This is a genomic window from Pelagovum pacificum (assembly GCF_016134045.1).
GTDB classification, from domain to species: domain Bacteria; phylum Pseudomonadota; class Alphaproteobacteria; order Rhodobacterales; family Rhodobacteraceae; genus Oceanicola; species Oceanicola pacificus_A.
Map to the genome: position 1 here is coordinate 481,460 of NZ_CP065915.1, position 26,147 is coordinate 507,606.

Sequence of the window (26,147 nt, forward strand, 5' to 3'; positions counted from 1 at the left end):
TGCCGGTCGCGGTCGTGGGGGAGGGCTTCGCAGTGAATGCGCACCCTACGGGACGAGGTGATGGGCGGATCAGTGCCTTCCCCGCGGGGAAGGCGTGGTGCGCATTGAACGCGCACCCTACGCGGAGAACAGGATCACATTGCGCCGGGCGCTGCCGGATTTCGTGTCGGCGATCGCCTCGTTGATCTGGTCGAGCGTCCAGGTGCGCGAGATCAGCTCGTCCAGCTTCAGCCGGCCCTGCTGGTAGAGATCGACCATCCACGGGATGTCGCGTCGGATCACCACGTCGCCCATCTTCGAGCCGATCATCGACTGCCCGTAGGAGGCGATGTTCACCGGCTGGTAGGATGAGAAGTGCCCGCTATGGGGCAGGCCGATCATCACGACTTTGCCGCCGGAGGTGATGTAGTTCGGCGCGGCGTCGTAGGCGATGGTCACACCGACCGACACGAAGACCGCGTCGGCCAGCCGCCCGATCGCCTCGTGCACCCGATCCCACGGCGCGGGATCGGAGGCGAGCACCGTGTCCGTGGCGCCGAAATCGCGGGCGACGGCGAGCTTGCCTTCCGACAGGTCCACGGCGACGATCCGGCGGGCGCCGGCGATGCGCGCGCCCTGGATCGCGTTGAGGCCGACGCCCCCGGCGCCGATCACCACGGCATCCTGCCCGGCCCGCAAACCGCCCGCGTTCACCACCGCCCCGACGCCGGTGATGACACCGCAGGACAGGAGCGCGGCGACGTCCGCGCCGACATCGTCGCCCACGACGACGGCCTGGCTCTGATCCACGACCATCCGCTCGGCGAAGGCGCCGCAGGACATCGCCTGCTTCAGCGCCGAGCCGTCCGGCATGGACAGCGGCCCGCTTTCCGCCGGGCGCGGCGTCTCGCAGAGCGCGGGATGACCCGTGGCGCACTGGATGCAGCTGTCGCAGGCGCGGATCAGCGTGACCACGACCCGGTCGCCCGGTTTGAAGGCGGTCACACCGGGGCCGACGGCGGTCACGCGGCCCGCCGCCTCGTGCCCGAAGACGGCCGGCAGGTCGCCGCCCCACGCCCCTTCGGCGTAGGAGATGTCGGAATGGCAGATCGCGACGGCCTCGAGCCGGACTTCGATCTCGTTCACCACCGGCGCGCGCAGCTCGACCTCCTCCACGGAGAGCGGGGCGCCGAAGGCGTGACAGACTGCGGCTCTGGTTCTGGCCATGAAAACCTCCGTTTTCGCGGAAAGTTGGCGTGCAGAGCCGTTGGTTCTGCTCCGTTCGCGACGGGATATGCCGTTTTCAGGGGGCGGTGCCGGAAAGTAACGAAACGGCAGCCCGCGCGGCAGACGCGAAATTGCGCGCGTCGACCGGTGCGAGGCCAAGCGCGGCTTCGTCCGCGAAGACGGGGGCGAGGTCTTGGTCGGGGAAGGTTTCCGCCGCGAGGTCGGACAGGTCGCGATCCTCCGCAACGGCCCGGTTGCAGAGCGCCTTCACCCGCGCCTGCGCCTCGGGGCGGGGCATGTGGTGGGCGAGGTGGAAGGACAGCGCTTCTGCGTGGATCAGTCCGTGGTTGGCGGATAGCGCGGCGCGCATCGCGTCGGCGTTCGGCGTAATCCCCTCGGCCAGCGTGGCGGCGATGTCGAGCGCGCGGTTCATCGCGATGCAGACTTGCGGCAGCGCCAGCCACTCGCCGATCCACGCGCTGCCGTCCCGCTGGAGCGTGTGGACCTGCGCAGCCTGTATCGTGTGGTTGAGCCCGACCGTCTGCGCGGCGAGCGCCGAGAGCGCCGCCGGCAGAACCGGGTTGCGCTTCTGCGGCATGGTTGAGGAGGCGCCGGACGCGGGCAGGGTGATTTCACCGATGCCGGTCATGCCAAGCAGCGTCAGGTCGGCGCCCATCTTGCCAAGCGCGCCGGTCACCTGCGTGGCGAAGGCGGAGAGCGCGGCGATCGGCTGCCGCGCGGTGTGCCAGCTGCCGCCTGGATCGCCAAGGCCGAGGCCCTGCGCCAGTTCGGCCCGCACCTGTGCACCGCCCGCGCCCATGGCCGACAGGGTGCCCGCCGCACCGCCGAGGCTGACGCGCAGCAGCTGCTCTTTCAGCGGAGCGAGCCCTTCGGCCAGCGTCACGAGCGGCCGGCCCCAGGCGGCGGCGAGCGCGCCGAAGGACGTCGGCACGGCGGCCTGTCCATAGGTGCGCCCGGTCATCGGCAGTGCGGCATGCGTATCCGCCTGTGCGGCCAGCGCGGTCAGGACGGCGGTGAGACGCTCCTCCGTGCGTGCCAGCACCTGCCGCAGCCGCAGGGTGAGCGCGGTGTCCATAATGTCCTGACTGGTCGCACCGTAATGCACCCACTGGGCATGTTCGGGCGCCTGCATCTCGTCCCGGAAGCGTCTGACGAGGGCCGGGACCGGCACGGCGCTTTCGTCGACACCGGAGGCGAGGCTGCCGGGGTCGATCTGAAGCTCGAGCGACGCGCGGTGGATCGCGGCGGCGGACACTTCGGGGATCAGTCCTGCGGCCCCCTGCGCGCGGGCGAGCGCGCCTTCGACGATCAGCATCGCCCGGACCTCGGCGCTGTCGGTGAACAGGCGCGCGGTCTCCCGGTCGGCGAGGAGGTCACGGTAGATCGAACTGTCGAAGGGAGAGGCGGACATGACGTCATCTGCCATCGCGCCCGGCGGCAATGCAAGCCCGTGTCAGTCGGTTGCCATACGGTCCAGGAGCGCGGCGAGCCGGTCCGGTGCGGAGAGGAACGGCGAATGCGAGGTGTCGAGTTCGGTCACATGGGCGCGCGGCCAGTCCGCGCTCATCTCGCGCTGGAAGTCGGGGGGAATTGCGTTGTCCTGCCTGCAGACGATGTAGCGGCGCGGCAGCGCCTCGGCGCGGGTGGTCGCGGGCAGCGGCGTCAGCTGCGGGACCACGGGCTCCGGACAGAGGCGTGCGGCGGCATCCTTGGCCAGCGGGGCGGGCACGTCGGCGTAGAAGTGGTGGCGGACCATGCCGGGATCGATGGTGAACCGCTGTCGATCTTCGGACAGCCGGATGGACGGCACCAGAGGCTGCTCCGGCCAGAGCCTGCGCATGTCGGCCAGTCCCAGCCCGGCCCGGGGCACGTAGGCGCAGAGGTAGATCAGGCGGCTCACGCTCGCGCCGGCCTCTGCGGCGGCGGTGATCGGGTAGCCGCCGGCGGAATGGCCGACCAGCACGGTCGGTTCCGGACAGGCGTCGGAAATGCTGCGGGCGTGATCGTCGAGCGTGGGGTCGGGATCGTCGGGAAGCCGGCCGGGCAGGTCGATGGCCTCCACGTCGTGGCCGAGGGCCCGGAGGCGCGGCAGGACGAGGTCCCAGCACCATGCCCCGTGGCAGCTTCCGTGGACCAGCAGGATACGGGCCAACTCAGTCGTCCTGCCCGGCCCAGACGTCTTTCGCGATCTTGCGCGCGTGATTGGCGCGCGGGACGCCGGCGTAGATCGCGACATGCTGGAACACTTCGAGGACTTCCTCGCGGGTGGCGCCGGTGTTGCGGCAAGCGTGGAGGTGGAGCCTGAGCTCCTCCCAGTTGCCGAGACCCGCGAGCAGGGCCAGCGTGACGAGCGACCGGTCCCGCCGGGCGAGCCCGTCCGACGCCCAGACCGTGCCCCACGCGGATTCGGTGATGAGCTGCTGGAACGCGTCGATCCCGCCGGCGGACGCCTTGTCGACCCATTCGTCGCCCAGCACCTCGCGCCGGACCTTCATGCCCTCGTCGAAACGCTCAGACATGGCCGATCTCCTTCAGGAAGCCGGTGAGAAGATCCGCGTAGTCCTGCGGATGTTCGATACAGGGCAGGTGTCCGCTACCGCGCATCAGTTCGAACCGCGCACCGGGGATCAGGTCCGCCGTCTCGCGGACGAGGTCGGGCGGCGTCGCCTTGTCTTCGGATCCGGCGATAACGAGGGTCGGCAGCCGCAGGCTGGCGGTCGAGCTGTAGAAGTCGGTGCCCGAGATCGCGGCGCAGCAGCCGATGTAACCTTCCGGCGGGCAGTCGATGAGATGCTGCCGCCACGTGGCAAGGTCGTCGCTCTCGCGAAAGCGGCGGGAGAACCAGCGCTCCATCACGCCGTCGGCGAGATTGTCCATGCCGTGGGCCTTCACCGCCTCGATCCGGGCCTCCCAGAGAGAGGGCGTTCCGATTTTCGCGGCAGTGTTCGAAAGCACCATTGCACGAACGATGTCCATCCGCTTGACGGCGAGGCCCTGCGCGATCAATCCGCCGATCGAAAGCCCGACAAAAACGCAGTCCCGGACGTCGAGTTCATCGCAGACCGCTTCCGCGTCGGTGACGAGCGCGCCCATCGCGTAGGGTGCCGGCGGAACCGAGGACAGCCCGTGCCCGCGCTTGTCGAAGCGCACGATGCGGAGCGTTTCGGGCAGATGGGCGACCACGTCATCCCAGATCCGGAGGTCGGTGCCGAGCGAATTTGCAAAGACCACGGTGGGTGCATTTGCATCCTCTGAGCCGCTGATTCTGGCATGAATGCTCAAGCCACCACGGTCCACGCGATGATCCTGCATCGTCCCTCCACCCTGTTTGCCGGGGTTGTGAAAGACGGTTCGGGCCGTCGCTTGTGGCGCGGCCCGAACCGGTTTGACCAGCTTCACCGAGGCACTCCTCGTGCCGTCAAGGGTCGGCTGATCCTCCTCCCTAGTCATGTGACCAAACAGCACAGCCTACGTAGTGTCAACGGAATTTCATAATTGCTCAACCTTCGTGCAAGCGCCAAAAAATGTGACATCTGGAACGGGCAAACTACGGTTCGATAGTGTGTTCTGTTGATATTGCTTCGCTCAACCATAGCGGACCTCATCCCCAGTCCGTGCGACTCACCCGGGAGCGGTGTCGCCGAGACGGAAGTGGGCCATGATCTGTCCGTGATCGGAGGCGAGCTTGTTGTAGGGCGCCTCCGGGAACGAGCCGTCCGTGAGGTGGTCGTTCAGCACGGAGAAGTACTCCATCTCGCCGATCCGCCCGGCGAAGTCCGGGTGGAAGTGCCGGGACATCAGGATCATGTCGATCGACTCGTAGATGCCGCCGAAGCTGGCGGTATAGACCATGTCGCGGAGCGCCTTGCGGACGAACAGCTTCTCCGCCGAATGCAGGCGGACCCGCTCGACGTCCTCCTTGATTCGCGTCGCTTCCTGTTCGGTGTAGCGCTCGTAAGGGGTGGTTGCGTCGTGGCGGCGCATCCAGGCGTAATTGCGGAACGGCACCTCGCCCGAAATGATCTCGGTCGAGACGGAGTGGTCGGAATCGTTGAAGTCGCCGAGCACGAGGACCGGCCGGTCCTGCTCCAGTTCGTCGAGGATCAGGCGGCGCAGCAGCCAGGCCTCGCCCATCCGGCGCAGCCCGGCCCGCATCGCGCCGAGCGCGCGGCCCGCGGGATCGTAGTTCAGCAGGTCCTGCTCGGGCGCGAAGAGCGCGCCTTGGGGGCGGTCGAACTCTCCCAGCTTCGATTTCAGGTGACAGTTGAAGATGGTGACGACCTGGTCGCCGACCGGGATCCGGGCCTTCATGATCGGGCGCGAAACGCGGGTCAGTTCGAAATGGCCAGCCTCGGGCCCGAAGACTTCCCGGAAGTCGACGCGGAGCGGCTCGTCGAGCTGCTGGACCACCTCGGGCGGTTCGGTGAAGCCGTAGCGGGACAGGATGGCGAGCCCGGGCCGCCTCTCTCCCGGTTCGCCGTCGGAGACGTTCGGCGCGAAGGCTAGGGTTGCGTCGGTGTAGGGCTCGTAGGCCAGTTTCCGGAATATCGCCTTGCGGTGGTAGCGCTGCGAGCGGTCGGGCAGCGACGTGTCGTTGGAGGCAATGCCGCGCGCGTCGCTTTCGGCGATGACACGGGCGAGGGCGGGTTCTTCGAAGATCTCCTGGAAGCCGACGATGTCGGCGTTCAGCGACATGAGCTGGTCGGCGAGCCAGTCCTCTTTCCAGGCATATTCCTCGGGCGTGTATCTCTCGAACCGGTAGTATTCCTCGTCGGGGCCGATGAGGTTCTTCACGTTGAAGCTGGCGAGGGTGAAGCGTTTCATGTCAGCGTCTCCAGTGCTCGCGCGAAGGTGGCCGCATCGATGTTGCCCCCGGTGGTGACGGCGAAGACCGCGTCGCCCTCGAATGCGTCGGGCCTGAACAGGGCGGCGGCGAGCGCGACGGCGCCGCCGGGCTCCACCACGATCTTGAGCCGCTGGAACGCGAGCGCAACGGCGCGCAGAGCTTCCTCGTCGCTGACGACGAGGCCGGGACCGGCGAGGCGGTCGAGGATCGGGAAGGTGAGCTTGCCCGGCGCGGGCGTGACGATCGCGTCGCAGATCGAGCCCGACAGCCGGTCGTTTGTCTGGACTTCGTGCGCCTCGAGCGAACGGGTCACGTCGTCGAAGCCCTCGGGCTCTGCCGGGCGGACGCGCAGGCCGGGAGCCTCCGCCTCGAGCGCGAGTGCGATGCCCGAGGTCAGGCCGCCCCCGCCGCAGCAGACCATGACGTCGGCCCTGCTGATCCCGAGCGCCGCGGCGTCTTCCGCGATCTCAAGGCCCGTCGTGCCTTGACCGGCGATCACCTCGGGCTCGTCGTAGGGCCGGACGAGGGTCAGTCCGCGGTCCTCGGCCAGCGCGCTGCCGATCTCCTCGCGGCTTTCCTTGTCACGGTCGTAGGTGACGACTTCCGCCCCGTAGGCGGCGGTGTTGGCGAGCTTCAGCGCGGGCGCGTCGGAGGGCATGACGATGACGGACGAGACACCGTGCATCTTCGCGGCAAGCGCGACGCCCTGCGCGTGGTTGCCGCTGGAATAGGCGAGGATTCCGGCGGCGCGCGTCGCCTCGGGGATCGCGGAGATCGCGGCGTAGGCCCCGCGGAACTTGAAGCTGCCGGTATGCTGGAGGCACTCGGCCTTCACGAAGACCCTGCGTCCCGCGATCTCGTCGAGGAACGGGGACGACAGCAGCGGCGTGCGGCGGGCCTTGCCGGCGATGCGGCCGGCCGCGGCCCGGATCATGTCGATGTTCATGCGCTCTCCAGCGTGCTGCGGATCAGGTCGACCGCTTCGGGCTCGTCGAGGAACGGGACGTGGCCCCGGTCGGCGAGGGTCACGGCGCGGCTGTCGGGGATGCGGGCGACCATCTCCGTCACGGTGGCTTCCGACAGGATGTCGGAATTTTCGCCCCGGATGATGCCGACCGGGCGCTCGATCAGGCCGCCGATCGCGACCCAGGGATCGTAGAGGCCGCTGCCGGACCCCTGTTCGAGCGCGTCCCGCAGGCGCGGGTCGTAGCGCAGGTCGAGCCCGTCGGGAGTCTCGGTCCAGCGGGCGGCGGCCTCTTCGCGCCAGCGCTCGAGCGGGACGCCGGGGAAGGTGTCGGCATTCACCTCCATCAGGTGTTGGGCGCCGGCCTCGAGGTCGGGCAGGTCCGGGCGCCGTCCGAGGTAGGTCATGATGTTGGCGAGGCCCTCGTGTTCGATCACCGGGCCGATGTCGTTCAGCACGATGGCCGAGAGCCGGTCGCCGTTCGACTGGGCGAGGGTCATGCCGATCAGCCCGCCGCGCGACGTGCCGATCAGCGGCACCGTCCCGAGGTCGAGGTGGTCCAGCAACTCGATCGCGTCCTGACCCTCGCGCTCGACAGTGTAGCTCTCGAAATCGGCGGCTCGGTCGGAGCGGCCCCGGCCCCGGTAGTCGAGGCGGATCAGCCGGTATTCGGGCAGGGCACGGGCGAGGTAGGCGAAGTCGTCCGCATTGCGGGTCAGCCCGGCGAGGCAGAGCACGGGCGGCCCCGCGCCCTCGGCCGTGTAATGCAGGCTGAGCCCGTCGGAGGTCGTGAAGCGCGGCATCAGAGATGGTCCTCCATAGAGGTGAGATCGGGCGCTGTGGCGTTCGGCCCGGCAAAAAGGCGGTCCTGCGGCTGACCGGTGCGGTTCACCCAGAGGGTGCGGAAGCCGAACGCGGATGCGCCGGCGATGTCCCAGCCGTTGGAGGAGACGAACAGAACGTCGTCCCGGGTGCAGCCGAAGCTGTCGGTGACCAGCGCATAGACGGAAGGGTGGGGTTTGTAGACGCCCACACTCTCCACCGACAGCACATGGTCGAGCGAGCCTTCGATACCGGCGGAGCGGACGGCGGTCGACAGCATCGCGGGCGACCCGTTCGAGAGGATCCCGGTGGCGAGGCCCCGGTCCTTCAGCGCGGCGAGCGTCGCGGGCACCTCCGGGTAGGCGTCGAGCGTCCGGTAGAGGTCGAGAAGGCGGTCGCGCAGGATTGCGTCGTCGAGGTCGGTCGCCTCCATCGCCCAGTCGAGTGCATCGCGCGTCACCTCCCAGAAATCGGTGTGACGGTCGGCGACGGCGCGCAGCCAGCTGTATTCGAGCTGTTTGCGCCGCCACGCCTCGGAGAGCGCGGGCCACGCGTCGGACAGGCGTTCGTGGCCGGGCTCCGCCGCAGCGGTGCGCGCGGCGGCGTTGACGTCCAGAAGGGTGCCGTAGGCGTCGAAGATGCAGGTCGTGATGGTCATCGCGGTGCTCCGCGCGGACCTTTGCACGGGCGGCGGAGGGGTGAAAGTCCCGTGATTTACCCCCACGGGTTTGCAATCCGGGGCCGGACTGCATAGCCTCTTGTCCAGACACGGAGCACCCGTCGAGACTGGCGGCCTCCCTTTTTCTTTTCCCAAACCGACGGAGACAACCATGACGCAGGCCAAGAGCGGCGACACTGTGCGCATCCACTACACCGGAACTCTCGAAGGCGGAGAAACCTTCGACAGCTCTGCCGGGAAAGACCCGCTGGAGTTCGAACTCGGCTCCGGCCAGATCATCCCCGGCCTCGACGCGGCGATCCCCGGCATGGAAGTCGGCGACAAGAAGACCGTCGACGTGCCTTGCGCGGAAGCCTACGGCGAAGCCGATCCGAGCGCCCGGCAATCCGTGCCGCGCGGCCAGATTCCCGATGACATCCCGACCGACCCGGGCACCCGTCTGCAGATGCAGACGCCGCAGGGCCAGGTCGTTCCGGTGACGGTCATCGAGGCGAACGAGTCCGAGGTCACGCTGGATGCCAATCACCCGCTGGCCGGCAAGGACCTGAAGTTCGACATCGAACTGGTCGAGGTCAAGTCCGCCTGAGCCTTCCAACTCAGGACTGGTAGTTTGCTCGCGCCCGGCCCAGTGTCGGGCGCGAGTTGTTTTCGGGGTATCTCATGCACTTACCGGACAGGTTTCGCGGCATGTTCGCCTTCGCGATCCATGGCGCGACGCTCGGCGCGCTCGTCTCGCGACTGCCTGAGTTGCAGCGCGGGCTGGCGCTTTCGGAGGGGGCCTTCGGGCTTGCCCTGCTGGCAATGAGCGTCGGCGTGTTCCTCGGCAACATCGTGGTCGCGCCGTTCATCGAACGGTGGGGCGCGCGCACGGCCTGCATCGTCAGCGCGATCCTGTTCGCCTGTCTCACGGTCCCGACCGCACTCACCACGGGTCTGGTGACATTGTCGGCCGCGCTGTTCCTGTTCGGCCTCGCGCTGTCGTCCGGCAACGTGTCGATCAACGTCGCCGGCACCGCGATCGAGCGGCGGCACGAGTCGTCCATCATGAACCGGCTGCACGGCAGCTGGGGGATCGGCTTTCTCGTCGCCACGATGATCGCGCCGCTGCTGATTGCGGCGGGTGTTTCGCCGCTGGCGCAATTCGTCGGTGCGGCGGTCATCCTGTCCGGTCTGGCGATCGTCATGCTCGCCCCCATGAGCGATCCGGAGAGCGCGGCGGAGTCGGTTCTGAAGAAGAAGCGATTCGCCGTTCCGAGTTCTGCGGTCTGGATGGTCGCGCTTGCCGCGATGGCCGGCGGCGTGCTGGAAGGCATCGCCCGGAACTGGAGCGTGATCTACCTGCGCGACACGCTGGATGCGGCTGAGGCGGTCGCTGCTGTGGCCCTGCCGGTCTTCACCGTGATGCTGACGCTCGGCCGGTTGAGCGGCGACTGGGCCGTGACCCGTTTCGGAGCGGTCCGGGTGGGTCAGGGCGCGTCCGTCCTGCTGCTCGCCGGGGTGCTGCTTCTCGCCGCTGCGTCTAGCCCGGTTGTGGCGATGGTCGCGCTGGGCCTCGTCGGGGCGGGGACGAGCGTCGCGATCCCGCTCGGCTTTTCGGCCTGCGGACGGATCGACGGCGGCAGCGCAACGACGCTCGCCGCCTATTCGCTGCTGTCGACGATCATGAATTCGAGCGGATCGCCGATCTACGGTCTGCTGGCGCAGGTGACGGACCTGCGGATGGCGCTGCTGTTCTTCGTGCCGATCATCGTCCTTTCCCTGCTCATGTCCGGACGCTTTGGCCGACAGGAGAGCGACGACCTGCAGCCAGCCTGACGAGCTGACTTGCCGTGCGCCCCGATGCGAAGGGGCGGACTGATGGCGGGTCCGGGCCCATGATCGCAGTCACCGCCAGCCGCTCCGCGGGGCGCAGGCCGCTCAGCGCCTGCGGGCCGGGCCAGAAGCTTTCACACGGAAGACCTTCCGCGATGAGCAGGGCGTGCTTCGCAGTGACGAGGTGGACGTAGTCGATCCGTCCGGGCCGGCGCAGCGGGCCGATGCGGGGCAGTGCCGAGAGCTGGCGTGCCGCGATCAGCTGCCCCTCGACAAGGACACGGTGTTGCGGTGACAGGAACAGAGTGCGCGACGGGCATCCCTGACCGAGCGCGTCGACATGAAACCGGATCGGCGCCCTCCGGAAGCTGTCGATCGACATCGTGCGGCGCAGGACAAGGCGCAGCTCGGTCGCAAGGCCGTCCCATGTCGAGAGCATCGCGCCGGGGCGAAGCTCCGCCGCCGGGATCGGCCCGCGGTCGGTGTCGATCCGCGTTCGACCGGCGAAACATGACGGGGTAGACCCGGCATATTCGAGGTAGCCGACGACATTGTCGTAGATCGCCACGATGGTCAGCGGCTCCCCCCTTGGAGGCTGGCCGCCATGCACGACGAAGCCTTCGATCTTGAAGGCATCGTTGTTCAGGGAAACGAACTGAAGACCGTATTCGGTGCCGGCGGAATCCTCGACGAGGAGGACATATTCGCCCTCGATGTTGGTGCCGGACGCATAGGTGGTGCCGTTGATCGTCCAGTCGCCGTTCAGGATCTGGCCACTGCCACCGTCGTCATCGAAGAACTGGTTGTTCCAGTCGGTAACCGAGATTTCCTGTGAGACGGCGGTCGGGGAGAGGGTGACGGTGTTGACGCCGACTTCGAACTGGTAGCCGCCATTGTCGTCGAACCCGTCGGGATCATCCGTCGAAATATGCGAGATGTCGAAGATGTGGAGCGAATAGTTCGCCATCCGGTCGCGCGCGGCCCCGTTTGTCCCCGGTGCAGGCGCTTATACAGGCGAAGTCTTTAGGACGGGTTACGCGGCGCGCGGATGCCCGTCACTCGCTGGCGGGGAGCTTCTCGGGCTGGGGCATGCCGATGATGTGGTAGCCGCCGTCGACATGGACGATCTCGCCCGTGGTGGAGGACCCGGCATCGGAGCAGAGCCACACCGCCGTGCCGCCGACCGCCGAGAGCGTGGCGTTGTGGCGCAGCGGAGAGTTCGTCTCCGCATGTTTGAAGGTCCGGCGCGCGCCGCCGACGGCAGCCCCGGCGAGCGTCTTCATCGGACCCGGCGAAATCGCGTTGACCCGGATCCCCTGCGGGCCGAGGTCGTTGGCGAGGTAGCGGGTCGCGCTTTCCAGGGCGGCCTTGGCCACACCCATCACGTTGTAGAACGGGATCACCTTCTGGCTGCCCTGGTAGGTCATCGTCAGGACCGTGCCGCCTTCGGGCATCAGGTCCGCCGCGCGGCGCGCGACGTCGATGAAGCTGTAGCAGGAGATGTTGAGCGAGTTCAGGAAGTTCGCCCGCGTCGTGTCGCTGAACCGGCCCTGGATCTCGGCCCGGTCGGAATAGGCGATGGCGTGGACGAGGAAGTCGACCGAGCCCCACTGTTCCTTGAGCGAGGCGAAGGCGGCATCCATCGAGGCATCGTCGGTGACGTCGGCCTCCAGCATGATGTCGCAGCCGATCCCTTCGACGAGGGGTTTGACGCGCTTCAGGAGCTGCTCGCCCTGGTAGGTGAAGGCGAGGTCGGCCCCGGCCTCCCGCAGGGCGGAGGCGATGCCCCATGCGATGGATCGTTCGTTGGCGACGCCCATGATCAGGCCGCGTTTGCCCTGCATAGAAATCGTCATCGCGTCAGTCCCTTATCTTCGAGAGCAGCATCGAGCCGTTGGTGCCGCCGAAGCCGAAACTGTTGGTCATCAGCGTGTCGTGGCCGGCGTTCTCGACCAGCGAAGTCGCGATCTCCGCCGGGGCGAGCGCGGGGTCCAGCGTCTCGACGTTGATCGAGGGGGCGATGAAATCGCCCTGCAGCATCAGCAGGCAATAGATCGCCTCCTGCGCGCCGGTCGCGCCCTGGCTGTGGCCGGTCATCGACTTGGTGGAGCTGATCGGGGGCGTCGTGCCCTCGCCGAACACGCGGCGGACGGCCTCGACTTCGCCCACGTCGCCGACGGGGGTCGAGGTGCCGTGGGCGTTGATGTAGCTGACCTTGCGATCCTCGGGGAGCGTCTGCAGGGCGAGTTGCATCGCGCGCTCGCCGCCCTCGCCGGACGGCGCGACCATGTCGTGCCCGTCGGAGGTCGCGGCGAAGCCGGTGACTTCGGCGTAGATCTTCGCGCCGCGCGCCTTGGCGTGCTCGTAGTCTTCCAGCACGACCATGCCGCCGCCGCCGGCGATGACGAAACCGTCCCGGTCTGCGTCGAACGCGCGCGAGGCCTTCGTCGGCTGATCGTTGTACTTGGAGGACATCGCGCCCATCGCGTCGAACAGGCAGGAGAGCGTCCAGTCGAGCTCTTCTCCGCCGCCGGCGAACATGACGTCCTGCTTGCCCATCATGATCTGCTCCGCGGCGGAGCCGATGCAGTGCAGCGAGGTCGAGCAGGCCGAGGTGATCGAGTAGTTGATCCCCTTGATCCGGAACGCGGTGCTGAGGTTCGCGGAGATCGTCGAGCTCATGCATTTCGGCACGGCGAACGGGCCGATCCGCTTGGGCGACCCTTTCTCGAGCACGGTCTGGTGCGCGGTGAACATCGCCGAGGTCGACGGCCCGCCGGAGCCGGCGATCAGGCCGGTGCGCGGGTTCACGATCTCGGACTCCTCGAGGCCGGCATCCGCGATCGCCTGGGTCATGGCGATGTGCGCGTAGGCCGCGCCCGGTCCCATGAAGCGCAGGGCGCGTTTGTCGACATGCTCGCTGACGTCGATCTTCAGGGTCCCGGCGATCTGGCTCCGGAAGCCTTTCTCCGTCATTTCTGGGACGGCTTCGATACCGGACTTGCCCGCCCGGAGGGCGGCGTCCACTTCGGTGGCATTATTCCCGATCGGCGAGACGATACCCAACCCGGTGACGACGACGCGACGCATGGAGTCTCCTTGCATGAGGCCGGCTCCCTGTTAACGACGCTGCGTCTCAGGAGCAAGGTGTCAGGGAATGTCGGTCCCAGTTCCGCGCGCCGCAACACGGGGTGCGGGGCCGGCAACAGGGTCGGGCGAGCGTCAGCTCTCCGACAGGGCGACCTTCATGTCCTTGACCTGATAGATCGTTTCGCCGTCCGCCTCGACGCGCCCGTCGGCGACGCCCATCGTCAGGCGACGGGTCTGAACGGCTTTCGTGAAGTCGACGTAGTAGGTCAGCATCTTGCGGTCCGGTCGCACCATTCCGGTCAGCTTCACCTCGCCGACACCGAGCGCGTAGCCACGCCCCTGCCAGCCGCGCCAGCCGAGGTTGAAGCCGGTGAGCTGCCACAGTCCGTCGAGGCCGAGGCAGCCCGGCATGATCGGATTGCCGGGGAAGTGACATTCGAAGAACCAAAGGTCGGGAGTGATGTCGAACTCGGCCACGACGTGGCCCTTGCCGTTCGGCCCACCGTCGCCGGAGATGTCGGTGATCCGGTCCATCATCAGCATCGGCGGTTCGGGAAGCTGGGCGTTCCCCGGTCCGAAGAGCTCTCCCCGCGCGCATTTGAGCAGGTCGTCCTTGTCGAAACTGGTGGGGTAGTCGGCCATGCCGGCTCTGCTCCTCGGTGCTGCTGCGGGGCGTGTGGTTCCTGACGCAGCGCCTTATCACCCGGGAGCGAAGCGTGGCAAGGGCGGCACTCGGGAGGCGCGGGACCCAACGACGCATTGAAATCCGGGGCACAAGCGCATTATCTTATGAGAAACGCTAAGGATTGGACGGACCATTGGACCAGGTGACGGTACGCAGCGAGAATTGGCTTGCGGCAGCGGGGCTTCGACCGACGCGCCAGCGGCTGGCGCTTGCGTCATTGCTGGTCGGTGACGGCCATGACCGTCACGTCACGGCCGAAAGCCTCTACGAGGCTGCGCAGCGAAGCGACGAGAAAGTGTCGCTCGCCACGGTCTACAACACGCTCAAGGCCTTCTGCGAGGCGCATCTCCTGCGCGAGATCGTGGTCGACGGTTCCAAGAGCTACTTCGACACCAACATGACCGACCACCCGCACTTCTTCTGGGAAGACAGCGCGGAGCTGACCGATGCCCCGGCGGAAGAGCTGGAGATCGCGCGGCTCCCCGACGCGCCGAAGGGTGCGGAGATTTCCAAGGTCGATGTGGTGATCCGCCTGCGCCGCACCTGAGCGGGGCCCATGGCACTTGCCTGCACACCCGGCTTTGGCTAGGGCGCGGCGCATGACCGATCAGCATCCCACTGGCGCACCCTGGCGCAACTTCTACGGACGGACCAAGGGCAAGGGCCTGCGGAAGTCGCAGGAGGTCTACCTCGACGAGGATCTCGGCAAGCTGTCGCCGGGCGATGTGACGTGGGACGCGAACCCCGAGCGCACGCCGCTCGACCTTTCAGGGCTGTTCGGCGACCGGGACGTCTGGCTGGAGATCGGGTTCGGCGGTGGCGAGCATCTCGTGCACCAGGCGGCGGCCAACCCGGACGTCGGGTTGATCGGCTGCGAACCCTACATCAACGGCGTGGCCATGCTGCTCGGCAAGATTCGCGCGGCAGGGGTCGAGAACCTCCGGGTGCATCCGGGCGACGTGCGCGACATGTTCGACGTGCTGCCGGCGCAGAGCATCGCCAAGGCGTTCCTGCTCTATCCCGACCCCTGGCCGAAGGCGCGGCACCACCGCCGCCGCTTCGTGACGCCGGAACATCTGGAGCCGTTGGCAGAGGTGCTGAAGCCCGGCGCGGAGTTCCGCATCGCCACCGACATTCCCGATTACGTGCGACAGGCGCTCGAGCAGGTGCCGCGGTTCGGCTTCGAATGGCTGGCGGAAGAGGCGGACGACTGGCGCCACCCTTGGGACGACTGGCTGTCCACGCGCTACGAACAGAAGGCGCTCCGCGAGGGGCGCGTTCCGCATTACCTCACCTTCCGGCGTCTCTGACGTCCGGGGGGCCTGTTGGTCGGTGCGGATTTCGGTCTAGGTTGCCGCCAGCACAGATCACTAACCCGGCAGGCGCCGGGATGCATGAATGACAAGGAGCCGCGCCATGACACTTCCGACACTCGGCCTGTACGGTCTTGGAACGATGGGAAGCGCGCTGGCGCTGAACATCCTGGACAACGGCTACCCGCTGCATGTCTCCAACCGCTCCGCCAACGTGACGAAGGACTTCGTCACCGAGGCCGGCCCGCTCGCCGAAAAACTGACCTCCGCCGACAGCCTCGTCGAGATGGCGCAGGCGATGCCCGCCCCGCGCGCGATCATCCTGATGGTGCCCGCAGGCAAGCCGGTCGATGATTCCATCGAGCAGCTGATCCCGCACCTCGAACCCGGTGACGTGATCGTCGACGCAGGCAACGCCGACTTCAACGACACGCGCCGCCGGACGGGCGAGCTCGAGTCGCGCGGCCTCGCCTTCCTCGGCATGGGCGTGTCCGGCGGTGAGGAAGGGGCCCGCAACGGCCCCTCCATCATGGTCGGCGGCACCGACAGTGTCTGGCACGGCCTGAAAGAGGTGATCGACGCGATCGCCGCCAAGTTCGATGGCGCGCCCTGTGCCGCGCGCCTTGGTCCCGACGGCGCCGGCCACTTCGTGAAGACGGTCCACAACGGCATCGAGTATGCCGACATGGAGCTCATCGCCGAGGTCTACGGCCTGATGCGCTACGGCCGCGACATGGAGCCCGCCGCCATCGGCGAGGTGTTCGGCGGCTGGAACGAGGGTCGCCTGCAGAGCTACCTCGTGGAGATCACCGCCGAGGTGCTCGCCGCGAAGGACAGCAAGACGGGTGAGCCCGCCGTGGACGTCATCCTCGACCGCGCGGGCCAGAAGGGCACGGGCCGCTGGACCGTGATCGAAGCGCTACGCATGGGGCAGTCGGCGTCCGCGATCGAGGCCGCCGTCGGCGCGCGCAGCTGGTCCGCCGAGAAGGGCACGCGCAAGGCGGGTGCCGATATCCTCGGCTTTACCCGTGGCTCGGTCGACCTGACGAACGAGGATCTCGAAGCCGCTCTGCTGGCGGGCCGTGTCGTGGCCTACGCGCAGGGCTTCCGCATCCTCAAGGCGGCGTCGGACGAATTCGAGTGGTCGCTCGATTTCGCCACCATCGCCGAGGTCTGGCGCGCCGGCTGCATCATCCGCTCGTCCCTGCTGGACGAGATCGCGTCCGCCTTCCGGGGCAACTTGCCCGAGGGGCAGCTGATCTTCGGCGACGACTTCGCGGAACTGCTGCGCAGCACCATGCCGGCGCTGCGCAAGGTGGTCTCCGCCGCCGCGCTGTCCGGTCACGCGGTGCCGGCGTTCTCGGCGGCGCTCGGCTTCCTCGACACGATGTCGACCGCGCGCGGTACGACGGACCTGATCCAGGGCCAGCGCGACCGCTTCGGGATGCACGGGTTCGAGCGTCTCGACACCGGCGAGACGGGCCAGCACGGCCCCTGGTGGGACTGAACCGACCCGCCTGACGATCAGCGCGTGTGCGGCGACGTCTGTTGCCGCGCCTGCATCCAGCCCGGATATTCGGGCTGGAGCGCCGAGACGGCATCGAGGGCCGAAAGGTCCTCGACCCCCAGCCTGAGCCCCGAGGCTCCGATGTTGTCGGTCAGCTGATCGACACTCTTGGCCCCCACGATGACCGAAGTGACCGCCGGCTGATGCAGGAGCCATGCCAGCGCGACCTGCGGCACCGACGCGCCGTGCGCTTCGGCGATCGGGCGCATCGCATCCACGATGTCGAACACCTGCTCCCGGTTCACTGGCGGAAAGTCGAAGTCGGCCCGTCGGCCTTCGCCCCCGCCGTCGCGGGTGAACTTGCCCGACAGGAGGCCCCCGGCGAGCGGGCTCCAGACCATGAGACCGATGTTCTCTGACAGCAGCATCGGCACGATGTCGCGTTCGAGATCGCGCCCGGCGAGCGAATAGTAGGCCTGAAGCGACAGGATCGGCGACAGTCGGCGCAGCTCGGCGATGCCGACAGCCTTCACGACTTGCCACGCGGCCCAGTTGGACAGGCCGATGTAGCGGACCAGTCCGCGCTGCACGAGGTTGTCGAGCGCTGTCAGCGTCTCTTCGATCGGCGTCTCGGGATCGAAGCCGTGCAGCTGGTAGAGGTCGATATGATCGACCTGCAGCCGCTTCAGGCTGTCCTCCGCCTGGGCGAGGATGTGGCGGCGGGAACCGCCCTTGTTGTTGATCCCGTCGCCCATGGCGCCGAAGACCTTGGTGGCGATCACCACGTCGTCGCGGGGCACGCCGATTTCCTTCAGGGACTGGCCGAGCACCTCTTCGGCGTGACCGAAGGAATAGACGTTCGCCGTGTCGATGAAGTTGATCCCGGCGTCGAGCGCGGCCTTCACGATGGGCTTGGCGTCGCTGGTCTGGAGCGTACCGACCTTGCTCCACATGTCCGGGCCGCTGTCGCCGAAGGTCATGGTGCCGAGGCAGAGTTCGGAGACGCGAAGCCCGCTGTTGCCGAGTTTCCTGTATTGCATGGGACATCCCTCACTAGTGTTGTCGTGCGTGGGCCTGAGATGGGAGGTGCGCGGAGGGGAGACGACACCGATCCTCTCGTGCTATTGCACGATCCTATCAATGAGCGGCGCCATCCGTTCCGGCGCGGACTTCGAGCGCCTATTTCGATCGACATGACCAGCGACCCCGAAACACTCGCCGTGATGGCCGACCGGCTCTGGAAGGCACAGGCCGGCGGCGTGCCCGGTATCGCGGGGCTGACCGTCATCCGCTTCGAGCGCGAACTCGGGATCCTGCCGACCGTCTATCACCCCTCCTGGCTGTTGCTGCTGCGCGGCCGCAAGGAGGGCGTCTTCGCGGGCGAACCGATGGCGATCGCGGCGGGCGAGGGGATGCTCATCAACTGCGATTCACCCGTTTCGGCGCGGATCCGGGACGCGACTCCGGCCTGGCCGTACATCGCTCTGCGGCTGGAGCTCGACCGCGACGCGGTCGCCGGGCTGCTGGTCGAAGGCGCGGACAGCGCCGCGCCTGCCGAACCGCTCCGCCGGTTCCGGCGGGCGCAGGCGGGGGCGGAGCTTCTCTCCGCGATCGGCCGCCTGATGGCGATGTCCGACGACCCGGCGGAGGAGGCGGCGCTTGGTCCGTTGGTCCGGCGCGAAATCCTGTGGCGGCTGCTGACCTCTCCGCTCGGGCCGCAGCTTCGCCACTTCGGGGCCGTCGAAAGTACCGAGGCGCGGATCTCGGCTGTTGCCGCCTACATCCGGGTGCACCATGCGGAAGCGCTCCGGGTCGCCGACCTCGCCGCGATGGCGCATATGTCGGTGCCGACGTTCCATCGACGCTTCAAGGCGGTGACCACCATGTCGCCGGTTACGTTCCAGAAGCGCGTGCGGTTGCAGATCGCGCGAGAGCTGCTGCTGTCCCCGGGGGACATCGCGGCCATTGGCTATCGCGTCGGCTACGGCAGCGCGTCGCAGTTCAGCCGGGACTATCGATCTCTCTACGGGCTGCCGCCGGGGCGGCACGGCGCGGAACTGCGCGCCATGGCTGCAGGCACGGGCTGACCGCTCAGGCGCGGTGCGCGCCGGCGGCGAGGCTTTCGACGAAGGCGAGCACGTCGGGCACCGACTGGCCCGAGGCGATTTTCTCCACGATGGCGGAGCCGACGACCGAACCGTCCGCGACGGAGGCGATGGCCTCGGCCGCCTCGGGGGTCTTGATGCCGAAACCGACGATCACGGGCAGGTCGGTGGCGGCCTTGATCCGCGCGACTTCCGGGCCGACCTCGGTCGCCTGCGCGACGGCGGCGCCGGTGATGCCGGTGATCGAGACGTAGTAGACGAAGCCGCTGGTGTTCTCGAGCACCTTGGGCAGGCGCTTGTCATCGGTGGTCGGTGTGGCGAGCCGGACGAAGTTCAGCCCCGCCTTCTGCGCCGGGATGCAGAGCTCGTCGTCCTCTTCGGGGGGCAGGTCGACGATGATGAGCCCGTCGACGCCGGCCTCGGTCGCGGCGGCGAGGAAGTTGTCGACGCCCAACGAGTAGATCGGGTTGTAGTAGCCCATCAGCACGACCGGCGTGGTGTCGTCCTCCTCGCGCAGGGCGCGGACCATGTCGAGCGTCTTGCGCAGGGTCTGGCCGCCCGCGAGGGCGCGCTGGCCGGCGAGCTGGATCGTCGGGCCGTCGGCCATCGGGTCGGTGAAGGGCACGCCGAGCTCGATGACGTCGACACCGGCGGCGGGCATGCCTTTGACGATCTGGAGCGACGTCTCGTAGTCCGGATCGCCGCCCATCACGTAGGCGACGAAGGCCTTGCGGCCGGCGGCCCTCAGTTCTGCGAATTTGGCGTCGATCCGTGACATCCCGTCCTCCAGCCTTGCGGTCGCGGTGGTGTGCTGCACGCGGGGCGGAAAAGCAATATCCCGGCGGCCTGGCGCGGGCCATTTCCGAAAGGCGGGGTTGCGGTGCACTTGTCAGCAGACGGAGGCGCCGGGAGATGGCAGGCTGCGGACATGACCGAGACTGTCCAAGATCTGCCTGCCGACATTGCGGCGGTCATGGCGACCTGGCCGTCGGCAGTGCGGCGGCGGGCGCTGGACCTCCGGGCCCTGACGTTCGACGTGGCGGCGAGGACGAACGGCGTCGGCCCGCTGACTGAGACGCTGAAGTGGGGAGAGCCGGCCTACCTCACGGCGGCGACCGGCAGCGGCACCACGCTGCGGATTGCGCCGGTGCGGGGCGACGAGGCCGTCTGCGGTCTGTTCGTGAATTGCCGGACGACGCTTGTCGATACCTTCCGGGAGAGGTTTGGCGACAGCCTCGATTGTCGGGGCGACCGGCTGGTCGCGGTGCCGACGACGGGTGCGGTGCCGCAGGAGGTCGGGGCGTGCATCGCCCTGACCCTCACCTACTTTCGCTGGCGCTGAGCCTCAGCCCGGCTGGTCGCCCGTCAGGCTGATCATCCAGCGCACGCCGAACCGGTCGGTGAGCGCACCGAAGAGCGGCGTCCAGAACGTCGGCATCAGCGGCATCCGGATCTCGCCGCCCTCGGCGAGCGCGTCCCACGCCTTGCGGGTCGCGGCCTCGTCGGGGAAGTCGACATGGACGTTGCAGCCTGCCATGGCGGGTGTCTCGCCGGTCGGATCGTCCGAGCCGTAGATCCAGCCGGACCCGACGGGGAGGGCGGCGTGCATGACCGTGTCGGGTGCGGCGCCCGGCATCTGCGCGCGGTCCTCCTCCGGCATGGCGGAGAAATCCATGATTTCCGGTGTCGCGCCGAAGATTTCGCCGTAAGCGGTGAAAGCCGCGCGGCACTGGTCCTTGAAGAAGATGTAGGGGATAGGCTGCATGGAAATGTCCTGTCTCTGCGAGTCGACGCGGCGATGCTAGCACGGCCAAGGTTGCGGCGAAGCGGAGATGCGCCTATGAGGCTCGGCGATCCAATTATGGAGTATCCCTCATGGGCTTTCGCATGGGTATCGTCGGCCTGCCGAACGTCGGCAAATCGACTCTTTTCAATGCCCTGACCAAGACCGCCGCGGCACAGGCCGCCAACTTCCCGTTCTGTACGATCGAGCCGAACGTGGGCGAGGTCGCGGTTCCGGATTCGCGGCTCGACAAACTGGCCGCGATCGCTAAATCCGCGCAGATCGTGCCGACACGGATGACCTTCGTCGACATCGCCGGCCTCGTGAAGGGCGCCTCCAAGGGGGAGGGGCTCGGCAACCAGTTCCTTGCCAACATCCGCGAGGTCGATGCCATCGCCCACGTGCTGCGCTGCTTCGAAGACGGCGACGTGACCCACGTCGAGGGCCGTGTCGATCCGGTCGCGGACGCCGAGACGATCGAGACGGAGCTGATGCTCGCCGATCTCGAGAGCATCGAGCGTCGTCTGCAGAATATCGTCCGTAAGGTGCGCGGCGGCGACAAAGAGGCGGTCCAGCAGGAGCGGTTGCTGAAAGCCGCGCAGGAGGCGCTGGAGAACGGCCGCCCCGCGCGCACGGTCGATGTGGACGAAGAAGACCGCCGCGCGTGGGTCATGCTGCAGCTGCTGACGACGAAGCCGGTTCTCTATGTCTGCAACGTCGAGGAAGAGAATGCCGGCCCCGGCAATTCCCAATCTGCCCGTGTCGCGGAGATGGCGGCGGCGGAGGGCAACGCCCACGTCGTGATCTCGGCCAAGATCGAGGAAGAGATCAGCCAGCTCGACCCGGAGGAGCAGGAGATGTTCCTCGGCGAGATGGGGCTGGAGGAGCCGGGCCTCGACCGCCTGATCCGTGCCGGCTACGAGCTTCTGCACCTTCAGACCTACTTCACGGTCGGCCCCAAGGAGGCGCGCGCCTGGACGATCCAAAAGGGCACGCTGGCGCCGCGCGCTGCGGGTGTGATCCACGGCGACTTCGAGCGCGGCTTCATTCGGGCAGAGACGATCGGCTACGAGGATTACGTCTCGCTCGGAGGCGAGCAGGGCGCCAAGGAAGCCGGCAAGATGCGGGCCGAAGGCAAGAGCTACGAGGTCAAGGACGGCGACGTCCTGCACTTCCTGCACAACGGGTAGGGCGTCTTCGAAGGCGCCCGTCACCTTTCATGGCGGCTGGAGGCGCTGCGATGCGTCTTCCGCCGGACCGGTTGATCCGTCCCGCGCGATATGTGAGGCATGACCCTTTCGACCGGAGGGCCAGTGCCGATGACCGACCTCGACGTCAGACCGAACCACGCGCGGGATCTCGCGCCGCTCGCGCGGCTGCTGTTCGACGAGGCCGACCTCGCGCTCGTCAATCCCAACGCCAAACATCCGTTCGATCCGCTCGAATGGCAGGAACGCTGGCTGAACGAAGCCGATGACGAGTCGTTCTACCTCGTCGATCCGGACGGCCGCGAGGTTGGCTTCTTTGCGCTGCGGGTCGGCGTCGGCCCGGAGATCCGCCACCTGACCTATGTCTTCGTCGCAGAAGAGGCGCGGGGCGGCGCGGGCGCGCAGCTTGCCGGGCTGGCCGAAGACGCGGCACGTGGCCTCGGCGCGCGGGCGATCTCGCTGAAGGTGGAGATCGACAACGAACCGGCCTACGCGCTCTATGTCAGCGCGGGCTACGAAGAGCTGTCCCGCAGCGGCGACATGGCGACGATGCAGCTTGAGCTCGATCCCGCGGATGCGCCGCCCGAACCGGAGCCGGAACTTCCGGTCCTCCTCCAGCAGCCGCCGCCGGACTGAGGGTCAGTCCTCCTGCCCGTCGGGCAGGGCGAGTATGTCCACCGGGCCGATCCTGCGGTTGCCCGCTTCGTCGTCACTGAGCACTCTAAAACTGCCGTAGACGTGGCTGACCTTGCCGTCGTCGCGGGTCCGCGCGTAGCCGCGCCCCTCGCAATAGAGCTCACTGCCGCCCTCGCGGAGGATCCGCGCGCGATAGGCGTAAGGCTCCGCGTCGGAGAGGCAGCGGCTCAGCATCTCGCCCACCATCTCCCGCTCATCGGGGTGGATGATGTCGAGGCCGCTCTGAACGCTCGGCACATGGGTGTCCGGATCGTAGCCGAGGATGCGGTGCAAGCCGGCCGACCAGTAAGGCTGATCGTTGGCGACGTCGTAGGAATAGAAGCCGACCTCGAATTCGTCTTGCACCTGCTCGAGGTTGGCGATCAGCATGCGGTTCCCGATCTTCTCGGCCATGTCGTAGAACACGCCGACGATATAGGCGGGCTCACCCCGGGAATCGCGCACGAGGCTGGCGGACGTGGCGACCGGTCGGATCAGCCCGCTCTTCGCGACAAGGCTCGCCTCGAAGGAGAAGGGCTTGCCGGTGCGCAGGCAATCTTCGAACGCCGACTGCACCATCGGCCGGTCGGCGTCGGTGTAGAAGCCGATCGCTTCTTCGACGTCCGGTTCGCCGTCGTGGTAGTCGAGGCCGTGCAACTCGAAGACCTTGCGGGACCACGTCAGCTTGCCGGTACGGATGTTGTAGCGCCAGTTCCCGATGCCGGAGACGACGTGCACCATCTCCGACATCGTCTCGAAGGGCTGCATGTCGAACTCCACGACGGAGATCATCTGCCCGATGAGCTGGCCGAGACTGTCCGCGAAGGGCGTGAAGTTGATCGTGTAGATGCTGTCCTCGCTGTCGACGGTGATCGACCGGGGGGTGCGCATGGTGAAGACTTCGCTGGCAATCCGGCTGATCGCCGGGAAGTCGCCGGGCAGCGAGCATTGCGACAGGTGAAAGCCGGCGCTGGGCAGGCGTCCGATATCGAACAGTTGCAGCGCACGGTCCGAGGCGCGCCGGATCATCAGGGCCTGGTCGACAACGAGCATGACGTAAGGCGAGCCCGACAGGATCGCCGACAGCTCCGTCGAGACACGCTGCAGCTCCGCCGTGTTGACCTGCATCTCCTCGTTGACGGTAATCAGCTCCTCGTTGGTCGCCTGCAGTTCCTCGTTCGAGGTCTCGAGCTCCTCGTTGGTGGCCTGAAGCTCCTCGTTGGTGGACTGCATCTCCTCGTTGACCGACTGGAGCTCCTCGTTGGAGGTCTGGAGCTCCTCCACCGTCTGCTGGAGCGCCTCGCGGGTCGACTGCATCTCGGACTCGATGCGGGCGACGTAGGCGATCCGCTCATCCGCGGAGAGCTGGTCGAGGTCGGTGCGGACGTTCACCTCGTGCCGGGTCAGAATCGCGAACAGGCAGTAATCCTCGCCGCCGTTGGGGCGGTAGATCGGGTAGCACTGAAGCTGTGCGCGGTTCGCGCCCGGCGTGTCGAACTCGTGCCAGCGGCCCGAGCGCATCTCGCGCGTCTTGGTGGCGATGGCCATGAGGCTGGTCGCCTCGTCCCGGAATTCGGAGACGAGAAGCCGGGTGTTGAGGGACAATGCGCTCTGCTCCGTCACGCGGACGAAGGGGCTTATGTCGCCGAACACCCGGACGATGTCGCCGCCCCTCGTGACGAGGAAGCCATTCGGCGCGACGGAGCGCGCGAGCGCTTCGAACATCGGGTCGTTGGGCTGGTTGGCGATCGCATCGCGGGAGCGGGTCTCGGCCCGCGACGGCGTGCCGAGCGGCTGGCTGCTGCTGGACAGGCCTGAGTAATTGAGACGCCGCCCGCCGCTGCGTTTGGCGAAAATCTTGTCCGAGCCGGAGCGGCTTTCGAACCAGGTGTCCATGCTGCCGACGCTTTCGGCCGTGCCGAGGAACAGCAGACCGTTCTGGCCGAGCGCATAGAGGATACGGCTCAACACGCGCTCCTGAAGCGCCGTGTTGAAGTAGATCAGCAGGTTGCGAAGGCTGACGAGGTCGACCTTGATGAACGGCGGGTCGTGGAAAATGTTGTGCTTGCTGAACAGCGTGACCGAGCGCAGCTCGTTCGTGACCGTGATGTCGGCGGCGCTGATGGAGAAATACTTGTCGAGGTATTCGCGGGGGATGTCCTGCGCGGCGGTGATCGGGTAGACGCCGCGCCGCGCCACTTCCAGCGCGCGTTCGTCGATGTCGGTTGCGAAGACCTGAAGGCGGCTCTTCTGCAGGAACTCCGGTCCGCCGAGCGCCTCGGCCACGAGGATCGCGATGGAGTAGGCCTCTTCCCCCGTCGCGCAGCCTGCCACCCAGACCCGAAGCTGGTGACTGTCCTGGGATTCGATCAGCGTCGCGATCTCTGCCTTCAGCTGCTGGAACTGCTCGGAGTCGCGAAAGAAGCGGGTGACCGAGATCAGCAGGTCGCGGTAGAGCGCGTCGAGCTCCTCTTCCGAGGCGCGGCAATATTCGACGTAATCTTCGTAGACCTCGATGCCGAGCGCCGTCATCCGCCGCGCGATGCGGCGATTGATCGTGTTTTCCTTGTATTCGCGGAAATCGACGCGGGTCCGGGCATAGAGGATCTGGAGCAGGTCAGAGATCCGGCTCGGCTGTTCGTTCAGCCGGCGCAGCGCTTCGAAGTCGCGCGGATCGGCAAGAATTTTCTCGAGGTGCTCGCCGATCTGTTCCGGCGTCAGGGTGAGATCGACGCAGCCCGTCTCGATCGCGGAGGCGGGCATCCCGTTGTATTTCGCGCTGCCCGGATCCTGCGCGATGGTGATGCCGCCGGCCTCGCGGATCGACTGGACGCCGTAGCTGCCGTCGCTTCCGGTGCCCGACAGCACGACGCCGACGCAGTTCTCGCCGCAGTCGGAGGCGAGGCTCTTGAACAGGCGGTCGGCGGATGGTTTCGGCGTCGCGGGGTGGCCGCTCGGGTTGCGCAGGCGCAGCCGACCGTTCTCGAGCGTGACGTCGGTGTTCGGCGGCGTGACGTAGATGGTATCCGGGGCCGGATCGGTGTCGTCACTGAGTTCGACCCCCGGCAGCCGCGTCTCGTGAGAGATGAGCGTGGTCAGCAGGCTCTTGTGAGTCGGGGACATGTGCTGCGCGATCACATAGACCGCGTGCGCTTCCCTCGGCAGGTTCTGCACCAGCAATGATGCGGCTTCGAGTCCCCCGGCAGATGCCGCAATCCCGACGAAACGCAATTCGTGAGGGGGGCTCGCGCGCTCCTCACCGTCGTTCTGACTGCCCGTAACCTCAGCCATCGTTACCGTTTCAACTCCCCCGATCTTGCACGGTAAAGTAGAGTGTCCGGCCATTATGGTGAAGCAGTTTTCTCGATTGCTGTACTCCGCAAGGCAAAGCGACGAGGTGTGAAGACCACAGTCGCGCCGTTAACCTTTTC

General features: G+C 67.3%; 26 protein-coding genes. 9 read left to right on the forward strand and 17 right to left on the reverse strand.

The genetic code is table 11. From position 1 onward, the window contains the following. Positions 1 to 117: 117 nt before the first annotated feature. The 9 genes from I8N54_RS02560 to I8N54_RS02600 all read right to left on the reverse strand — a co-directional run bounded on the left by I8N54_RS02560 (position 118) and on the right by I8N54_RS02600 (position 8,517). Positions 118 to 1,206 carry a Zn-dependent alcohol dehydrogenase gene (locus I8N54_RS02560; RefSeq protein WP_140194070.1) on the reverse strand — a complete coding sequence of 363 codons (1,089 nt, stop codon included), beginning with the start codon at positions 1,204 to 1,206 and terminating at the stop codon, positions 118 to 120. 76 nt (positions 1,207 to 1,282) lie between these two features. Further along, on the reverse strand, positions 1,283 to 2,638 hold the full coding sequence (locus tag I8N54_RS02565) for a lyase family protein (RefSeq protein WP_140195646.1): 1,356 nt from the start codon (positions 2,636 to 2,638) through the stop codon (positions 1,283 to 1,285). Positions 2,639 to 2,680: 42 nt separating this feature from the next. Next, positions 2,681 to 3,379, reverse strand: a complete 699-nt coding sequence (locus tag I8N54_RS02570) for an alpha/beta fold hydrolase (RefSeq protein ID WP_140194069.1) — start codon at positions 3,377 to 3,379, stop codon at positions 2,681 to 2,683. Between the two features lies 1 nt (position 3,380). After that, positions 3,381 to 3,746, reverse strand: a complete 366-nt coding sequence (pcaC, locus tag I8N54_RS02575; RefSeq protein ID WP_140194068.1) for a 4-carboxymuconolactone decarboxylase — start codon at positions 3,744 to 3,746, stop codon at positions 3,381 to 3,383. After that, the gene (pcaD, locus tag I8N54_RS02580; RefSeq protein ID WP_140194067.1) at positions 3,739 to 4,539 is read right to left on the reverse strand and encodes a 3-oxoadipate enol-lactonase; all 801 of its coding nucleotides are present in this window, start codon (positions 4,537 to 4,539) and stop codon (positions 3,739 to 3,741) included. Before pcaD ends, pcaC begins: the two co-directional genes overlap by 8 nt. Positions 4,540 to 4,848: 309 nt before the next feature. Next, positions 4,849 to 6,051 carry an endonuclease/exonuclease/phosphatase family protein gene (locus I8N54_RS02585; RefSeq protein ID WP_140194066.1) on the reverse strand — a complete coding sequence of 401 codons (1,203 nt, stop codon included), beginning with the start codon at positions 6,049 to 6,051 and terminating at the stop codon, positions 4,849 to 4,851. Then, a complete protein-coding gene (locus I8N54_RS02590) occupies positions 6,048 to 7,019 on the reverse strand; it encodes a threonine ammonia-lyase (RefSeq protein ID WP_140194065.1) in 972 nt (323 codons plus the stop codon). The genes I8N54_RS02585 and I8N54_RS02590 overlap by 4 nt, the downstream gene beginning before the upstream one ends. Then, positions 7,016 to 7,840 (reverse strand): alpha/beta fold hydrolase, encoded by an 825-nt coding sequence (locus tag I8N54_RS02595; RefSeq protein WP_140194064.1) that lies wholly within the window; start codon positions 7,838 to 7,840, stop codon positions 7,016 to 7,018. Before I8N54_RS02595 ends, I8N54_RS02590 begins: the two co-directional genes overlap by 4 nt. After that, a complete protein-coding gene (locus I8N54_RS02600; protein WP_140194063.1) occupies positions 7,840 to 8,517 on the reverse strand; it encodes a haloacid dehalogenase type II in 678 nt (225 codons plus the stop codon). The genes I8N54_RS02595 and I8N54_RS02600 overlap by 1 nt, the downstream gene beginning before the upstream one ends. Positions 8,518 to 8,689: 172 nt before the next feature. Here I8N54_RS02600 and I8N54_RS02605 point away from each other — a divergent pair, with 172 nt between their 5' ends. Further along, positions 8,690 to 9,124 carry an FKBP-type peptidyl-prolyl cis-trans isomerase gene (locus I8N54_RS02605; protein WP_140194062.1) on the forward strand — a complete coding sequence of 145 codons (435 nt, stop codon included), beginning with the start codon at positions 8,690 to 8,692 and terminating at the stop codon, positions 9,122 to 9,124. 101 nt (positions 9,125 to 9,225) lie between these two features. After that, positions 9,226 to 10,353 (forward strand): MFS transporter, encoded by a 1,128-nt coding sequence (locus tag I8N54_RS02610; RefSeq protein WP_197097530.1) that lies wholly within the window; start codon positions 9,226 to 9,228, stop codon positions 10,351 to 10,353. Here the strand turns inward: I8N54_RS02610 and I8N54_RS02615 are convergent. From I8N54_RS02615 to fabA, 4 genes are all read right to left on the reverse strand, one after another. Beyond that, a complete protein-coding gene (locus tag I8N54_RS02615) occupies positions 10,301 to 11,317 on the reverse strand; it encodes a Hint domain-containing protein (RefSeq protein WP_140194060.1) in 1,017 nt (338 codons plus the stop codon). The two genes, I8N54_RS02610 and I8N54_RS02615, sit on opposite strands and share 53 nt — an antisense overlap. An 88-nt stretch (positions 11,318 to 11,405) precedes the next feature. Further along, on the reverse strand, positions 11,406 to 12,206 hold the full coding sequence (locus I8N54_RS02620) for an enoyl-ACP reductase FabI (RefSeq protein WP_140194059.1): 801 nt from the start codon (positions 12,204 to 12,206) through the stop codon (positions 11,406 to 11,408). Positions 12,207 to 12,210: 4 nt separating this feature from the next. Then, positions 12,211 to 13,440, reverse strand: a complete 1,230-nt coding sequence (gene fabB / locus I8N54_RS02625; protein WP_140194058.1) for a beta-ketoacyl-ACP synthase I — start codon at positions 13,438 to 13,440, stop codon at positions 12,211 to 12,213. A 132-nt stretch (positions 13,441 to 13,572) separates the two neighbouring features. Beyond that, complete coding sequence (gene fabA, locus I8N54_RS02630; protein WP_140194057.1) at positions 13,573 to 14,082, reverse strand: bifunctional 3-hydroxydecanoyl-ACP dehydratase/trans-2-decenoyl-ACP isomerase; 510 nt, start codon at positions 14,080 to 14,082, stop codon at positions 13,573 to 13,575. A gap of 185 nt (positions 14,083 to 14,267) precedes the next feature. Here fabA and irrA point away from each other — a divergent pair, with 185 nt between their 5' ends. The 3 genes from irrA (at position 14,268) to gndA (ending at position 16,945) form a co-directional block, all read left to right on the forward strand. After that, the gene (irrA, locus tag I8N54_RS02635) at positions 14,268 to 14,672 is read left to right on the forward strand and encodes an iron response transcriptional regulator IrrA (RefSeq protein ID WP_140194056.1); all 405 of its coding nucleotides are present in this window, start codon (positions 14,268 to 14,270) and stop codon (positions 14,670 to 14,672) included. 52 nt (positions 14,673 to 14,724) lie between these two features. Beyond that, positions 14,725 to 15,435 (forward strand): tRNA (guanine(46)-N(7))-methyltransferase TrmB, encoded by a 711-nt coding sequence (gene trmB / locus I8N54_RS02640; RefSeq protein ID WP_140194055.1) that lies wholly within the window; start codon positions 14,725 to 14,727, stop codon positions 15,433 to 15,435. Positions 15,436 to 15,541: 106 nt separating this feature from the next. Next, positions 15,542 to 16,945: an NADP-dependent phosphogluconate dehydrogenase gene (gene gndA / locus I8N54_RS02645; protein WP_140194054.1), complete on the forward strand. Its 1,404-nt coding sequence runs from the start codon at positions 15,542 to 15,544 to the stop codon at positions 16,943 to 16,945. A 17-nt stretch (positions 16,946 to 16,962) separates the two neighbouring features. Here the strand turns inward: gndA and I8N54_RS02650 are convergent, their stop codons facing one another. Further along, a complete protein-coding gene (locus I8N54_RS02650) occupies positions 16,963 to 17,985 on the reverse strand; it encodes an aldo/keto reductase (protein ID WP_140194053.1) in 1,023 nt (340 codons plus the stop codon). A 153-nt stretch (positions 17,986 to 18,138) separates the two neighbouring features. Between I8N54_RS02650 and I8N54_RS02655 the strand changes: the two genes are divergently transcribed. Further along, entirely contained in the window at positions 18,139 to 19,032 is an 894-nt protein-coding gene (locus tag I8N54_RS02655; RefSeq protein WP_197097529.1) for an AraC family transcriptional regulator, read from the forward strand. A 4-nt stretch (positions 19,033 to 19,036) separates the two neighbouring features. On the opposite strand, the gene trpA is transcribed toward I8N54_RS02655, so the two are convergent. Further along, the gene (gene trpA / locus I8N54_RS02660; RefSeq protein WP_140194051.1) at positions 19,037 to 19,828 is read right to left on the reverse strand and encodes a tryptophan synthase subunit alpha; all 792 of its coding nucleotides are present in this window, start codon (positions 19,826 to 19,828) and stop codon (positions 19,037 to 19,039) included. 150 nt (positions 19,829 to 19,978) lie between these two features. On the opposite strand from trpA, the gene I8N54_RS02665 reads away from it, so the two are divergent. Beyond that, positions 19,979 to 20,392 carry a DUF1801 domain-containing protein gene (locus I8N54_RS02665; RefSeq protein WP_197097528.1) on the forward strand — a complete coding sequence of 138 codons (414 nt, stop codon included), beginning with the start codon at positions 19,979 to 19,981 and terminating at the stop codon, positions 20,390 to 20,392. 3 nt (positions 20,393 to 20,395) lie between these two features. Here the strand turns inward: I8N54_RS02665 and I8N54_RS02670 are convergent, their stop codons facing one another. Beyond that, entirely contained in the window at positions 20,396 to 20,815 is a 420-nt protein-coding gene (locus I8N54_RS02670) for a VOC family protein (protein ID WP_140194050.1), read from the reverse strand. A gap of 110 nt (positions 20,816 to 20,925) precedes the next feature. Between I8N54_RS02670 and ychF the strand changes: the two genes are divergently transcribed. Further along, positions 20,926 to 22,023 (forward strand): redox-regulated ATPase YchF, encoded by a 1,098-nt coding sequence (gene ychF / locus I8N54_RS02675; RefSeq protein ID WP_140194049.1) that lies wholly within the window; start codon positions 20,926 to 20,928, stop codon positions 22,021 to 22,023. Between the two features lie 129 nt (positions 22,024 to 22,152). Next, the gene (locus tag I8N54_RS02680) at positions 22,153 to 22,677 is read left to right on the forward strand and encodes a GNAT family N-acetyltransferase (RefSeq protein WP_140195642.1); all 525 of its coding nucleotides are present in this window, start codon (positions 22,153 to 22,155) and stop codon (positions 22,675 to 22,677) included. 3 nt (positions 22,678 to 22,680) lie between these two features. On the opposite strand, the gene I8N54_RS02685 is transcribed toward I8N54_RS02680, so the two are convergent. Further along, complete coding sequence (locus I8N54_RS02685) at positions 22,681 to 26,007, reverse strand: chemotaxis protein CheB (protein ID WP_140194048.1); 3,327 nt, start codon at positions 26,005 to 26,007, stop codon at positions 22,681 to 22,683. Positions 26,008 to 26,147 lie beyond the last annotated feature (140 nt).